11 protein-coding genes are annotated in these 14,721 nt (G+C 66.9%); 1 reads left to right on the forward strand and 10 read right to left on the reverse strand.

Annotated elements, in window-relative coordinates; genetic code table 11:
• Positions 1-12: 12 nt before the first annotated feature.
• The 4 genes from ACYU03_RS13975 to ACYU03_RS13990 are packed head-to-tail and all read right to left on the reverse strand — an operon-like array spanning position 13 to position 5,175.
• The gene (locus ACYU03_RS13975) at positions 13-1,731 is read right to left on the reverse strand and encodes a dipeptide ABC transporter ATP-binding protein (protein WP_461885163.1); all 1,719 of its coding nucleotides are present in this window, start codon (positions 1,729-1,731) and stop codon (positions 13-15) included.
• Positions 1,728-2,591, reverse strand: a complete 864-nt coding sequence (locus ACYU03_RS13980; RefSeq protein ID WP_461885164.1) for an ABC transporter permease — start codon at positions 2,589-2,591, stop codon at positions 1,728-1,730. The genes ACYU03_RS13975 and ACYU03_RS13980 overlap by 4 nt, the downstream gene beginning before the upstream one ends.
• Complete coding sequence (locus tag ACYU03_RS13985; protein ID WP_461885165.1) at positions 2,588-3,580, reverse strand: ABC transporter permease; 993 nt, start codon at positions 3,578-3,580, stop codon at positions 2,588-2,590. The genes ACYU03_RS13980 and ACYU03_RS13985 overlap by 4 nt, the downstream gene beginning before the upstream one ends.
• Positions 3,577-5,175: an ABC transporter substrate-binding protein gene (locus ACYU03_RS13990; protein ID WP_461891464.1), complete on the reverse strand. Its 1,599-nt coding sequence runs from the start codon at positions 5,173-5,175 to the stop codon at positions 3,577-3,579. Before ACYU03_RS13990 ends, ACYU03_RS13985 begins: the two co-directional genes overlap by 4 nt.
• A gap of 393 nt (positions 5,176-5,568) precedes the next feature.
• On the opposite strand from ACYU03_RS13990, the gene ACYU03_RS13995 reads away from it, so the two are divergent.
• Positions 5,569-6,099, forward strand: coding sequence for a glyoxalase superfamily protein (locus tag ACYU03_RS13995; protein WP_461891465.1), 531 nt, complete (start codon positions 5,569-5,571; stop codon positions 6,097-6,099).
• 289 nt (positions 6,100-6,388) lie between these two features.
• On the opposite strand, the gene ACYU03_RS14000 is transcribed toward ACYU03_RS13995, so the two are convergent.
• The 6 genes from ACYU03_RS14000 to ACYU03_RS14025 form a co-directional block, all read right to left on the reverse strand.
• The gene (locus ACYU03_RS14000; protein ID WP_461885166.1) at positions 6,389-8,167 is read right to left on the reverse strand and encodes an ABC transporter ATP-binding protein; all 1,779 of its coding nucleotides are present in this window, start codon (positions 8,165-8,167) and stop codon (positions 6,389-6,391) included.
• Entirely contained in the window at positions 8,164-9,576 is a 1,413-nt protein-coding gene (locus tag ACYU03_RS14005; protein ID WP_461885167.1) for an LLM class flavin-dependent oxidoreductase, read from the reverse strand. Before ACYU03_RS14005 ends, ACYU03_RS14000 begins: the two co-directional genes overlap by 4 nt.
• 17 nt (positions 9,577-9,593) lie before the next feature.
• Positions 9,594-11,249, reverse strand: a complete 1,656-nt coding sequence (locus ACYU03_RS14010) for a dipeptide ABC transporter ATP-binding protein (protein WP_461885168.1) — start codon at positions 11,247-11,249, stop codon at positions 9,594-9,596.
• Positions 11,246-12,061 (reverse strand): ABC transporter permease, encoded by an 816-nt coding sequence (locus ACYU03_RS14015; RefSeq protein WP_461891466.1) that lies wholly within the window; start codon positions 12,059-12,061, stop codon positions 11,246-11,248. Before ACYU03_RS14015 ends, ACYU03_RS14010 begins: the two co-directional genes overlap by 4 nt.
• 89 nt (positions 12,062-12,150) lie before the next feature.
• A complete protein-coding gene (locus ACYU03_RS14020; protein ID WP_461885169.1) occupies positions 12,151-13,206 on the reverse strand; it encodes an NADP(H)-dependent aldo-keto reductase in 1,056 nt (351 codons plus the stop codon).
• Positions 13,207-13,358: 152 nt separating this feature from the next.
• Entirely contained in the window at positions 13,359-14,717 is a 1,359-nt protein-coding gene (locus ACYU03_RS14025; protein WP_461885170.1) for an LLM class flavin-dependent oxidoreductase, read from the reverse strand.
• Positions 14,718-14,721 lie beyond the last annotated feature (4 nt).

Here is a 14,721-nt window from a genome sequence, read left to right on the forward strand (position 1 = left end):
AGTCCTTAAGGCCTAGATGGCGATTTTCCAGAGGCGTGATTCATCGAACAGGTCGAAGGCTTCGTGTTCCGGGTCCAACGGCGGCACCACCAGCTCGCTGCCACTGCCGGGCAGGCGTGGCACCGAGCCGAGCAGGCGGCGGGTGTATTCATGGCTGGGCTGGCTGAACAACTGCTCCACCGGGGCCAGTTCCACCACCTGACCGTGGCGCATCACCAGCACGTCGTCACTGACATGACGGATAACGCCCAGGTCGTGGGAAATGAACAGGTAGGCCAGACCTAACTCGTCCTGCAGGTCGGCCAGCAGATCGAGCACCTGGGCCTGCACCGAGACGTCCAGAGCCGAGACCGGCTCATCGCAGATGATCAGTTTCGGCTCGCTGGCGATCGCCCGGGCAATCGCCACGCGCTGGCGCTGGCCGCCGGACAGTTGCAACGGCCTGCGTTCGGCCAGTTCCGCCGGCAGCCGCACCTGGCTGAGCAAGCGGGTGATCCGTGCCGGACGCAGGGCGGCGTCGACTCCGGCAACGTGCAGCGCATCGTCGAGGATCTGCGCCACATTCCAGCGTGGGTCGAAGGAGCCGAGCGGGTCCTGGTAGATCACGCTGATCTCCCGGCGCAGCGGGCGGCGACGGGCTTCGTCGATGGCATTGCCCGGCAGGTTCCAGGGCTGGTCCCGGTACAGCACCTGCCCCTCGTCGGGTTGCAGCAGGCCGAGGGCAATGCGAGCGACAGTGGTCTTGCCCGAGCCAGACTCGCCGACGATGCCTAGGGTGCGTCCGGCGCGCAGCTCGAACCCCACCCCTTGCACCACCTGGCGCACCAGGCCATCCGGGCCCAGGTAGCGCTTGCCCAGGCCTGTGGCCTGCAGGAGCCGTTCGCCCGCCGCGGCTCGCGCCACGCGTGGCAAGGCAACCTGCGTAGAACGCTCCGGCGACAGGCGGCTGCCACGCGGATGCTCCGCCGGTACCGCCGCCAGCAGGGCCTGGGTATAGGTATGCTGAGGAGCCCGCAGCACCTGCTGCATCGGGCCCTGCTCGACCACCTCACCGTGACGCAGCACGACCACCTCATCGGCCAGTTGCGCCACCACCGCCAGGTCATGGCTGATGATCAGCAGCGAGGCGCCACGGGCCTTGATCTGCTGGAACACTTCGAGAATCTGCGCCTGTACCGTGGCATCCAGGGCCGTGGTCGGTTCATCGGCGATCACCAGTGCCGGGTCCATGGCCAATGCGCTGGCGATCAGCGCCCGCTGGCGCAGGCCGCCTGACAACTGCCCTGGGCGCTGGCGGGCGCGCAGGGCCACGTCCGGCACGCCAACCCGCTCCAGCAGCTCCAGCACCCGCGCGCCGCGTTGCTGACGGTCACCGAAGCGGTGGGTTTCCAACACTTCGAGGATTTCCTTGCCTACCGGCCGCAACGGGTCGAGGGAGACCAGGGCATCCTGCAGGACGAAGCCGATGTCCTTGCCACGCACGCCGCGCCACTGCCGTTCGCTGAGGCCGAGCAGGTCATGCCCAGCGAAGCTCAACTGCCGGGCGGACACCTCGGCGCGGCTGCCGGCCAGGCCGACCAGGCTGCGGGCACTGACGCTCTTGCCCGAACCGGACTCGCCCACCAAGGCCACGCAGCGCCCTGGCGCAAGGCTAAAGGACAACTCGCGCACCACAGGCTGGCCGGCGAAGGCGACGCTCAGGCCGTCGACGATCAAGGTCTTGTCACTCATGGCAGGCGGCCCTCCAGGCGTTGTTGGATGTAGCGGCCGGTCACGGTGGTGGCCAGGGTGGTCAGCACGATGAACAGGCCAGGGAAGAAGGTCAGCCACCAGGCGTTGGCGATGAAGTCGCGCCCCATGGAGAGCATGGTTCCCCATTCCGGGGCCGGCGGCCGTGCGCCCAAGCCCAGGAAGCTCAGCGCCGAAGCCCAGACGATGGCCTGGCCCACGCCCATGGTCAGGGTCACCACCAGCGGACGCATGGCGTTGGGCAGCAGTTGGCGCAACACGATGCGCGACGTTGGGTGGCCCAGCGCCCGGGCCGCTTCGATGTAGCCGGCATTGCGTACCGCCAGCACCTGGCCACGCACCATCCGCGCATAGCCCGGTGCGCCGCCCAGGCCGGTGGCGATGATCAACGGGCCGATGCCACTGCCGAACACCGCCACGAACAGCAACGCCAGCACCAGGCTAGGAAAGGCGAACAGCACCTCCAACACCCAGCCCACCCCACGATCGACCCTCGGTCCGCCCAGGCCACCGAGCAGACCGAGGGTGATGGCAATGCTCATCGACAAGGCAGTGGCGGCAACGCCAATGAACAGGCTCTGGCGCGCGCCGTGGACGATCCGCGCAAAGATGTCGCGACCGGACTGGTCGGTGCCCAGCCAATGTGCCCAGCTCGGCGGCTGGAACGCCTCGCGCGGGACAATGGCCAAGGGGTCGATACGGGTGAACAACTGCGGCACCAGCGCCGCCAGCACCAGCGCCGCCAGGAAGGCCAACGCCAGGCTTGCGCCCAGGGGCGGCAGGTGCAGACGGCGTTGGCGCCGCAGCGGGCCATAGGCGCGGTCGAGGGTCAGGTCGCTCATGGGTTCTGCTCCTGTTGCCGTGGGTCGATCCACTGGTAGAGCAGGTCCACCAGGATATTGGCCAGGACATAGGCGGTCGCCACCACCAGGCTGATGCCGATCACCAGCGGCAGGTCCTGGGCCTGCACCGCCTGGTACAACTGACGGCCAACGCCCTTGCGGGAAAAGACCACCTCACAGACCACCGCGCCGCTGATCAGCGCGCCAATGGCCCAGCCAGACAGCGACACCCCCGGCAATAGCGCATGACGCAAGGCATGCTTGAAGCGCACGGCCAGGTCGCTCAGGCCACGGGTCCGCGCGCTCAGCACGAAGGGTTGCTCCAGCGTCAGCTCAAGGGATTCGCGGGTCACCTGGGCGATGAAGCCAGCCAACGGGATCGCCAGCGAGAACGCCGGCAGCACCAGCGTCGCCAGGCTGTCGCTGCCAGCAGGTGGAAACCAGCGCAGACCGAACGCGAACACCGCCAGCAACACCACGCCCAGCCAGAAATGCGGCAAGGCGGCACAGAGGGTCTCAGCCATGGACGCAGCCCCGCCAATCAAGCGCCCGCGCCCGGCAGTGATCACCGTCAGCAGCAACACCAGCACCCAGGCCAACGCCAGTGCCGCCAAGGTCAGCTCCAGGGTTGCCCCGCCCTGCTCGGCCAGCACCCGGGTCACTGGCAGGTGCTGGGAATAGGACGTGCCCAGGTCGCCCTGGAGCAAACGGCCGAGGTAGACCACGTATTGCACCGGCAGCGGCTGGTCCAGGCCGTACTCCCGGCGCGTGGCCTCGATGGTCTCTGGCGTCGGATTGCCGCTAGCGCCACCGAGAATCGCCAGCACCGGGTCGCCCGGCATCAGGCGCAGGGCAAAGAAGGTCAGGGTCGCCACCGCCCACAGCACCAGCACGCCGCCGGCCAGGCGGATGGCGGCACGACGGCCGAGGGCGGCCAGGCGTTCGCGGCGGGGGTCAGTCACGCCCAGGGGCGTTGCGCGTGTGCTCATTTCGTCACCCATGCGTCGTAGAGGTAGGTCACCGCCAGCGAGGGCTCCAAGCGCACGCCGTGGGCGGTCTTGTAGATGCCCAGGCGGGTACTTTGTGGATAGGTCGTCAGCTGCAGGTACTGCCCGGCGATCTGCGCCTGGGCCTGCTCGTAGATCTGCCGGCGCTGTTCAGGGTCCTGGGTGGCCAGGGCGCTTTCGATCAACGCATCGAACCCGGCATCGGAATACCCGGCGGTGTTCTGGTGATAGCCACCGACACCAGCTGGCTGGACAAACGCCGAACTGAAGATGATGCGCAGCACATCGGGCGTGTTGGTGTTCCAGTAACCGATGCGGATGTCGTAGTCCCACGCCGCCTGACGCGCAGTGGACTGGGTGTCGCTCATCTGCTCCAGCACCAGGTCGAAGCCGGACTGGCGGGCGGTCGCCTGCACTTGCTCCCACAAGGTTTGTTCAGAAGGTGGCGTGCGCGTTCCAATCAGCACCGTGGCCTGCAGGCGCTTGCCATCCTTGGTGCGGTAACCCTGGGCATCGCGTGCGCTCCAGCCAGCCTGGTCGAGCAACTGCGCGGCACGGGCCGGATCGTAGTCCTGGCTGCGCTCGAAGCCTGGGCTGTAGAACGGCGTGGCCACGCTGAGCGGCCCACCGGCCCTGGGGAACTCGCCGAAATAGACACTCTTCAACGCCCCCTCGACATCGGCGCTGCGCACAAAGGCCTCGCGGACTCGGATATCGTCGAACGGAGCGCGGAGCATGTTGAATGTGCCGTTGGTGGGGTTGCCCGGGCGCTGGGCGATGATCAACTCCAGATCCGAGTTGCGTCGCGCCGCCTCATGGGACTCCGGCGGCAGCGCCTCGATCACATCCACCTCCCCCGCCTGCAGCGAGGCGAAACGCACCGAAGGTTCCTGGATGAACTTCCAGACAATGCGCTCCAGGTAAGCCGGCCCCTGGTGCTGAGCCGTGGGGGGCGCCCAATTGTAGGCGGGGTTGCGCACCAGCTCGACCTGGTTCTGGCGCTCCCAACGCACCACCTTGAACGGCCCGCTGCCCACCGGGCTCTCGCAGTTCTCGTCACGGCTGCGGGTCAACGCCGTGGGCGACTGGATCCCGAGAAACCCTTGGGCCAGCACCTCAAGGAAAGCCGCATACGGCGTGGCCAAGTGCACCACCGCCGTATAGTCATCCAGCACTTCGGTACCACGGTACTGGCGGATATAGCCCCCGGCGGTACTGGACTGGGTCTTGGGATTGGCCATGTGGTCGAGGTTGGCCTTGACCGCATCGGCGTTGAACGGCGTACCGTCGGTGAAGCGCACGTCATCGCGCAGGTGGAAGGTGTAGCTCAAGCCATCGTCCGAGACCTCCCAGCTTTTCGCCAGCCACGGCCCGATGCGCCCCTCGCCGTCCATGGAAACCAACGAGTCGAGGTACTGCTGGGCAACGAACACCTGGGGCATATCGCCAGCCACATGCGGGTCCAGGCAAGTGGGTTCGCGGTCGGTGGCGTACACCAAAGTGCCGCCGCTTACCGGCTCATCGCTCTGCACGCTGACCTGCTGCGCACGCTCGCAACCGGCCAGCGCCAGAGCCAAGGCCGTTGCCGCGAACCACGGGATGAAAGGACGGGTATCGAAGTTCAAGGTCGCTCCTGCGGATAACAGTGCCCAAAGGCGTTGCAGAAGCTGTTGCAGGGACCGTGCCGGGTCGTAATACCTTGATTTATCGGGGTTTCAGGGGAGGCTCGATGATTGAAGACAGGCAAAGTGTCGGCAGGCTGTTTCTGGGGCAACAGTTAAGGGCCCGGCTGTTGGCTGAATAGCTATTTGCTAGGAGGACTGTGTACTATCAACGCCGGCCGATGCTGCCCGCCGCTCGCTCCGGAAAGGAAAGGTGAAAGCATCTCTGTTCCGAACCCCATGGCATCTCTCTTGATCGTCGAGGTTTGGCAATGCGAGCACCAAGTTGCTTCGACGCCAGGAGGAATGATGTTGTCAATCGAGAAGGCCAAGCAGATGGCCAAGCGCCTGCGCGCTGCGTTGGAGGCTCGCAATCAGGAAGTGCCCCACTCCACTGCGCTTGAGCTGGTAGCGCAGCAACTGGGATACAAGGACTGGAACACCGCTTCGGCGTTGCTTCCCCATGCCCCCTCCCAACCCACCATTACCTTCGATAAGCCGATCCCGATCTTGCGGATGTTTGACGAAACCAAGGCGAGGGAGTTCTACCTAGACTTCCTGGGCTTCAGCGTCGAATTCGAGCACCGCTTCGAAGCTGATTTGCCGCTGTACCTGGGGCTCAGCCGAGACGGCCTGCAATTGCATCTTTCCGAGCATCATGGCGACGCCAGCCCCGGATCGACGATCTTTGTCCCTATGCAAAATATCGAGCTGCTTCGTGATGAGTTACTTGCCAAGCGCTATGGGTATGGTCGCCCGGATATCGTTCAACAGGGCTGGGGACAAGTATTGGAAGTCTACGATCCTTTTGGTAATCGGATTCGGTTCTGCCAAAGCTGACAGGCTTCGCCGGCCTGTACCGAACTCTTGCAGCCGACACGTACCGGTGCAGGGCCAGGGATTAAGGCTGCTCACTTAAACTGGAGTGCCTTCAGGTGGGGCTGCTACGCAGCCCATCGCGACACAAGGCCGCTCCCACAGAGGGCTTGCCTTGTGGGAGCAGCCTTGTGTCGCGATGGGGAGCGCAAGCGTGGAAAGATGACTTAAGGCCACCCCAGCAAATCGATATTCACCCCACCTCAGCGCCCACCAATAAGACCAATAGGGTCAGTAATACAGGCCCGTCCCTTCAGGCCACCTCCCCCTGCCGGCTCCACAGCCGGTGGTAATAGCCCCGCCGCGCCAGCAACGCTTCATGACTGCCATCCTCGACAATCCGGCCGTTGTCGAACACCACAATCCGATCCAAATGGGCGACAGTCGATAACCGATGCGCGACAACGATGGTGGTCTTGTCCTCCATGATCTCGTCGAGTTTGTCCTGGATAAACCGCTCGGTAATCGAATCCAGGCTGGAGGTGGCCTCGTCCATCACGAGGATAGGCGCGTTCTTGAGCAGCACCCGGGCAATGGCGATACGCTGCCGCTGCCCTCCAGAAAGCTTGACCCCACGCTCCCCCACCAGCGAATCGTAGCCATGCTCCATGGCCTCGATGAACCCCCGCGCGCCAGCGCGTTCGATGGCCGCGTGCAGGTCGTCGTCCTCGGCCTCCAGGCAGCCATAGTGGATGTTCTCGCGGATGCTGCGGTGGAACAGACCCGGCTCCTGCGGGATCAGCCCCACCTGGCGATGCAGCGAATGCTGGGTCACCTCGCGCACATCCTGGCCATCGATCAGCACCTGCCCGCCGTTGACGTCGTACAGGCGCAACAACAGGCTAAGCAGGGTCGATTTGCCCGACCCCGACGCCCCCACCAGGCCGACCCGCTGCCCCGCCGGGATATGCAGGTCCAGGTGCTGGAAGATCGGCTTGCCGGGGTGATAGCCAAAGCTGACGTCGACAAAGCGCACCTCGCCATGGCTGACCTTGAGCTCCCGCGCCACGGGCGGGTCGGTGACTTCATGCGGCCGCACCAGGGTGCGCACGCCGTTGGCGATGTTGCCAGTGGCCTCGAAGAACTCCAGCAACCGGCGCGACAGCCCGGCCACGTCGGTGATGATCATCAGCGACAGGCTGGTGGCCGTGACGAAGGTGGCGATGTCGATGCTGCCACGCTGCCACAACCACAGCGCCAACAGCAGAATGCCGAGCTTGAGCAACACGCCGCAGCTGTTCTGGAACCAGCGGATCTTCTCCATGTAGCCCAACGAGCGGCTGGCCGCCGCCACTTCGCGGTCGAGGAACTGGCCCAGGTACTGGTGCTCGAACGGGTGGCGGGCGAACAGGCGGATGTTGGTCAGGTTGGTGACCGCGTCCACCACCTTGCCTGTGCTGGTACTGCGCGCCGCGGCGAAGGCACGGGCCAGGGGGTGGCTGCGCCGGGCGAGGAACCAGCACAGGCCGAGGAAGGCCACGGCCCAGACGCCCATGAAGGCCGCCAGCCAGCCGCTGGCGGTGGCCAGCAACAGCACCGCCAGGGCCAGGGTCGCCAGCAGCGGGATCAGGTCGAAGATCAGGATCGCCAGGGTCTGCGTCGTGCCCAGCGAGACTTCGCTGATGCGATGGGCCAGGGCGCCGGCGAACTCGCTGGTGATGTAGCGGTGCGAGTGCTGCTGCAGGTAGGCAAACAGCGTATGGGTCACGGCCCGACGCTGACGCGGCAGCGTGTACACATGCAAGCTGCTGGCGCCGCGTACGCAGAGCATTTCCAGCACCAGCAAGGTGGCGAAACCGGCCAGCGGCCAGGTCAGCACGTCCACGGCACGCGCTGCGTCCAGCCCCTGGCTGACCAAGCGGGTGATCTGCCCCAGCGCCCAGGGCACCATCACCGCGCAGACCACCGCAACGATCTGCAGCCCGAGCATCCCGGCATAGGCCATGCGATAGCGCTGGACGAAGGTCCAGACGAACCCCATGGGTGTGTCTGGCAAGTGACGGATGTCCCAGCTGTCGCGCCCCTCGCTCATGAACCCACTCCCGCCGGGAAGCGCAATGGCGGCAAAGGCTGGCCCAGCGCGGTCGGGTCGCGGTAGCGCGCCGCCGGATGATCGCCCGGCAGACGCGCCTGGCCTGCGCCGAACAGCCGCTCGCGCAAGGTCTCGCCGGGGCTGTAGCGCTCGCGGAAACGGCCCCGTCGACGCAGCTCCGGCACTACCAGCTCGATGAAGTCGCGCGCGGTCTCGAACGACAAGTACTGGCGCAGGTTGATGCCGTCGATGCCATCCACGTCCAGCCAGCGCTCGATCTCGTCGGCCACCACCGTGGGCGTGCCGGCGGCGAAGTAGCGGTCCTCCTGCAAACCGGCGAAGCTGCCCAGCAGTTCGCCGACGGTGGTGTCCGGGTCGAAGCGGTTGAGCGCGCCCCAGCCGATGTCGCCGCGCTTGATGATGTTGGCCAGGCGTTCCTGGGGCGCATAGGCGCGCAGGTCGATGCCCAGCTGCGCATGGGCCATGGCGCCGTCGGCGCTGACCAGGCGCCGATAGCTGTCGAGCTTGGCCGCCACCGCCTCGTCGGTGCGCCCGACGATCACTCCGGCCTGGACGATGAACTTGATCCCCGTCGGGTCACGCCCCTGGGCCTGGGCGTTGCGGCGCATGGTAGCGATGTTGCGGCGCACGTCCTCGGGGCTGGCGCCGCCGGTAAACACCACCTCGGCATGGCGACCGGCGAAGGCCGTGCCGGCGGGCGAGCCGGTGGCCTGGAACAGCACTGGCGTGCGCTGGCGCGAAGGTTGGCACAGGTGCGGCCCGGCGACCTTGAAGTGCTCGCCGGCATGGTCGATGTAGCGGACCTTGGAAGGGTCGGTGTAGATGCGCCGCTCGCGGTCCTGGATCACCGCGTCGTCGTCCCAGGAGCCTTCCCAGAGTTTGTAGAGCACGTCGAGGTATTCGTCGGCGATCTCGTAGCGCTGGTCATGGGGCACTTCCTGCTCCAGGCCGAAGTTGCGCGCCGCGTTGGGCAGGTAGGAGGTGACGATGTTCCAGCCGACCCGGCCCTTGGTCAGGTGGTCGAGAGTGCTCATGCGCCGGGCGAAGGTGAACGGCGGCTCGTAGGTGGTGGAAAAAGTCACGCCGAAACCCAGCTCGCGGGTCACTGCGGCCATTGCCGGGACTAGCAGCAGCGGATCGTTGCTGGGCACCTGCAGGCCCTCACGCAAGGCGGTTTCCGGGCCGTTGCGAAAGCGGTCGTAGACGCCCACCACATCGGCCAGGAAGACCCCGTCGAAAGTGCCATGCTCGAGCAGTTGGGCCAGCTCGGTCCAGTAGTCCAGGTCGTTGAAGCGGTGGCGGTTGTTGTCCGGGTGGACCCACATGCCATGCATGATGTGGCTGACGCAGTTCATCTCGAACAGATTGACGTGCAGTTGCTTGGGCACAGTGCTCTCCTTGAGCCTTATACAGCGATACGGTTGAACCAGGCCGGGCGGGCCGCTGGCAGCGCGGGAACAGCATCGAGCAAGGCCCGGGTATAGGGGTGGCGCGGATGGCCGAGCACCTGGTTGGCGGCGCCCTGCTCCACCACCTGGCCGCCCTGCATCACCAGCACCTGGTCGCTGACCTGCTCGATCACCCCCAGGTCGTGGGAGATGAACAAGCACGCCAGTTGCAGCTCCGCCTTGAGCTCGGCCAGCAGCGCGAGAATCCGCGCCTGCACGGTCACGTCCAAGGCCGAAACCGGCTCATCGCAAACCAGCACCCGAGGCTTCATGGCCAGGGCACGGGCGATGGCGATGCGTTGGCGTTGACCGCCAGACAACTCCAGCGGCCGACGGTCGAGCACGCTGGGCGGCAGGTGCACCCGCTCCAGCAGCGCCACCGCTTCGGTACGGCGTAGCGCCCGGGGCACGCCGGCCTGTGCCAGGGCTTCGCTGAGCACCCGCAAGACGCTGTAGCGCGGATCGAACGAGGCCAGCGGGTCCTGGAAGACCACCTGGATACCCTGGCGCGCCTGGCGGCGTTGCTCGGCCGACAGCGCCAGCCAGTCGTTGCCATCGAGGCGGACATGGCCCTCGTCGGGCCGCTCCAACCCCAGCAGGATCCGCCCCAGGGTGCTTTTGCCAGAGCCTGACTCGCCGACCACTCCAAGGGTCTGGCCGGCCTGCAGTTGCAGCGACACGTCACTGAGCACCTGGCGCCTCTGGCCATCCGGGCCGTCGAAGGCCTTGGCCAGGCCATGGGCTTCGAGCAACGCTGGACGGCCTGCTTGCTCATTCCGCGCAGGCGCCACCAGTGCCAGGGTCGGCGCCGCCGGGCGCTGGAAGTGCACGGCCCGCGCGGCCCTGAGCAGGCCTTGGGTGTAGGGGTGGACAGGGTCCTGGAGGATCTGCTCGGCGCTGCCCTGCTCGACCACTTCGCCGCCACGCATCACCGCCACCCAGTCCGCCAGCCGCGCCACCACCGCCAGGTCATGGCTGACCATCAGCAGGCTGTTGTCACGCGCGCGCAATTGCTCCAGCAACCGCAGAATCTGCGCTTGCACCGTGGCGTCGAGCGCCGTGGTCGGCTCATCGGCGATCAGCAGCCGCGGCTGGCAGGCGATGGCCGATGCGATCAATGCGCGCTGGCGCAGGCCACCGGACAGTTGCCATGGGTACTGCTGCGCACGCACGCCGGGCTCCGGCACGCCGACCTCGCCCAGCAGCTCCAGCACCCGCAGGCGGCGGGCCTCAGCGCCGAGCCGGGTATGCAGCCAGAGCGGCTCTTCCACTTCGGCCCCCACGCGCCGCAGGGGGTCGAGCGAACCGAGGGCGTCCTGCATGACGAAGCCGATGCGGCCACCGCGAAGACGCTGCCAGCCACCTTCGTCCAATGCCCGCAGGTCCTGGCCGGCGAAGGCCAGCCGTTCGGCCTCGATGACCGCGCCGCGTCCGGCAAGGCCCACCAGGCTGCGCGCCGTGACGCTCTTGCCCGAGCCAGACTCGCCGACCAGCGCCAGGCATTGCCCGGCGTGCAGTTGCAGGCTGACGCTGCGTACCACCGGCACGGCGCCGAAACTGACCCGCAGGTTGCGGATATCCACCAACGGCGTTGCAGGGTTGAGAATGTTCATAGGGGTTTGCCCTCGCTGCGCCGCAGCCACTCACGGCCAATGGCGCTGATGGAAATGACGGTCAAGGTGATAGCCAGCGCTGGCCAGGCCATCAGCCAGGGCGCGTTGGCCATGAAGTTGCGGCCGATGGCCATCATCGCGCCCCACTCCGGCGCCGGTGGCGGCGCGCCGAAGCCGAGAAAGCTCAGAGCCGCGCCTGCGGTGATGGCCCCGCCCAGGCCAATGCACGCCAGGATCAGCACAGGCTGCACGGCGTTGGGCAGCACATGGCTGACCACCACCGCGACGGGTCGCCGGCCGAGGGTAATGGCCGCCTCGACGAAACCGGCGCGGCGGATACCCAGGGTCTGGGCGCGCACCAACCGGGCATAGCGCGGTACCGCTGCGATGCCCACCGCCAGGATCAGGTTGCTGGTGCCCTGGCCGAACAGGGTGATGATCACCAAGGCCAGCAGCAGGTCGGGGAACGCCAGCAGCACGTCTACGGCGCGCATCAGCAGGTTGTCCAGCCAGACGGGCGCCAGCCCTGCCAGCAACCCCAGCAAGGTGCCGATGCCCAGCCCCACCAGGGTCGCGGCAAGACCAATGAACAGCGACGGCCGCGCGCCATGGATCAGCCGGCTGAGCACGTCGCGACCGTTCTCGTCGCTGCCCAGCCAGAACGACGACCCCGGCGCCTGGTAGGCCAGCCGCGCATCGGCGGCCAGCGGATCGAACGGCGCCAGCCAGCCGGGCACGGCCACGGCCAGCAGCACCAGGCCAAGGGTGGCCCAGGCCAGCCACAGGCCAGGCCGGCCCGGGCGCCAGCGCATGTTCGGGCGCGGCCTGGCGAGGTCCAGGGCGGGCAAGGCTGGGTCGGTGAGGATCGCGCTCATGCGGGGGTCTCCTGGCAGGTCATCGATCAGGGTGCCGGATTGGGAATGCGCCGGTGCACGGCCTGGATCTCGCCGAGCACCTCTTCGGTGAGCCGCAGATCCAGCGCACCGAGGTTTTCCTGCAACTGGGCCAGCGTGGTCTGTCCGGTGATGGCACTGGCCACGAAGGGTTGGCGGATGACGAAGGCCAGGGCCAGTTGCGCCGGCGCGATGCCATGGCGCCGGGCGATGTCGACGTAGCCAGCGATGGCTTCATTGGCCGATGGGCTGTCGTAGCGGTTGAAGGTGCGGTACACCGACGACAGCCTCGCCCCCTCTGGCCGGGCGCCGTCGAGGTACTTGCCGGTCAATGCGCCAAAAGCCAGCGGCGAATAGGCCAGCAGGCTGACGCCTTCGCGGTGGCTGAATTCCGAGAGGCCGTTCTCGTACAGGCGGTTGAGCAGGCTGTAGGGGTTCTGGATGCTGGCGATGCGCGCAAGGCCACTGTCTTCGCTGTGGCGCAGAAAGCGTGCGACGCCCCACGGGGTTTCGTTGGACACGCCGATATGGCGGATCTTGCCGGCCTTGACCTGTTCGTCCAGTACCGCCAGCGTCTCCTCGATGGCAGCGCTCTGCGGATGGTCGTCGACATAGGGGTATTCGCGCGCACCGAAGATATTGGTGGTGCGGTCGGGCCAGTGCAGTTGGTAGAGGTCCAGGTAGTCGGTGCGCAGGCGCCGCAAGCTACCTTCGAGGGCGGCGACGATGTTGTGCCGGTCATGGTGCGACAAGCCATCGCGGATATGCCCCTGTGCCGCCGGGTCGCGGGCGGGCCCGGCGATCTTGCTGGCCAGCAGCACCTGATCGCGGTTGCCGCGCGCCGCCAGCCAGTTGCCGATGTAGCGCTCGGTGGTGGTCCAGGTCTCGGCGCGGGTCGGCGTCGGGTACATCTCGGCGGTGTCGATGAAGTTGATTCCGGCAGCCAGTGCCGCATCGAGCTGCTGGTGGGCATCCTGCTCGCTGTTCTGGTGGCCCCAGGTCATGGTGCCCAGGCTGAGGACGCTGACCTCAAGGTCGGTGTGGCCTAAACGACGGTAGAGCATGGTGGATTCCTTCTGGTCTCTGTATGGCTGTTGATTCGATCGGGCCGCTGCGCATCCCATGGCGGGCAAGCCCGCTCCTACAGTGGCCCTGCCCTATGGACAACACCGCACCTGTAGGAGCGGGCTTGCCCGCCATGGGCCGCCAGCGCCGGTCAAGGCGTCAGCGCCGCCAGCGGCCGCGCCGTTGCGCTGAACTGGTTGTGCGCCTTGGGCAGCCCGAGGTGATCGCGCAAGGTCCGGCCCGTGTACTCGTGGCGGAACAGCCCGCGTCGTTGTAGCAGGGGCACGACTTGTTCGACAAACACCTGCACCCCGGACGGAAACATGTCCGGCATGATGTTGAAGCCGTCTCCCGCCCCTGCCAGAAACCACTCAGCGAGCGTGTCAGCGACCTGCTCGGGAGTGCCGACCAGTAAGCGGTGCCCGACCAGGATCCGTCGCGACAGCTGGCGGATGCTCAGGTTTTCGCGTCGCGCCAGGTTCAACTGGGCCTCGAGGAACCCTTGCGAGCCGCGCTCGAAGTCAGCCACCGCGCCAATGCGCGACCAGGGCAAGGGCGCGTCCGGGTCCAGCTCACTAGCATCGATGCCGATGCGCCCGGCCACTTGCTGCAGCAGGCCATGCTCGCCATGCCAGGCATTGAGCTGGTCAAAGCGCGCATGGGCCTCGGCCTCGGTGCTGCCAATCACTGTCGACAGGCCGGGCATGATCTTCAGGTGCGCGGGGTCGCGGCCCCAGGCACGGGCGCGGCTCTTCATCTCGCGATAGAAGGCCTGCCCGTCGGGCAAGGTGGTCTGGGTGGTGAAGATGGCGTCGGCATAGCGCGACCCCAACGCCTTGCCGCCCTCGGAGGAGCCGGCCTGGACCAGCACTGGCCGGCCCTGGGGCGAACGTGGCAGGTTCAGCGGGCCCTTGACCGAGAAGTGCCGCCCCTTGAAGTCCAGGGTGTGGACCTTGGCCGGGTCGGCGAAACGGCCGGCGGCGCGGTCGCCGATGATCGCGTCGTCTTCCCAGCTGTCCCACAGCTTCAAGGTGATGTCGAGGAACTCCTCGGCGCGGCCATAGCGGTCCACGTGCAGCGGAGCGCCGGCCAGGCCGAAGTTCTGCGCGGCGGCGTCACCGGCGTTGGTGACCACGTTCCAGGCGGCACGGCCACCGCTGATGTGGTCCAACGAGGCGATTCGCCGGGCCAGGTTGAACGGCTCGTTGTAGGTGCTCGATGCCGTCGCGATCACACCGATGCGCTCGGTGGCGCACGCTACGGCAGTGAGCAGTACGGTCGGCTCCAGGCGTCCACCCGGCTGGCTGGCGATATCACCGGCCAACGCCGGGCCGTCGGCGAGGAAGATCGCGTCCAGGCAACCGCGCTCGGAAATCCGCGCGATGTTGCGGTAGTAGTCGACGTCCAGGTAGGCACCCACCGGCGCGTCGCCTTGGCGCCAGGCTGCCGAGTGCGCGCCGAAACCGAGGATGTTCATGCCCAGGCTCATCTGGGGCTGCTGCTTGCTCATGTGC

The organism is Pseudomonas sp. X10 (assembly GCF_054889225.1).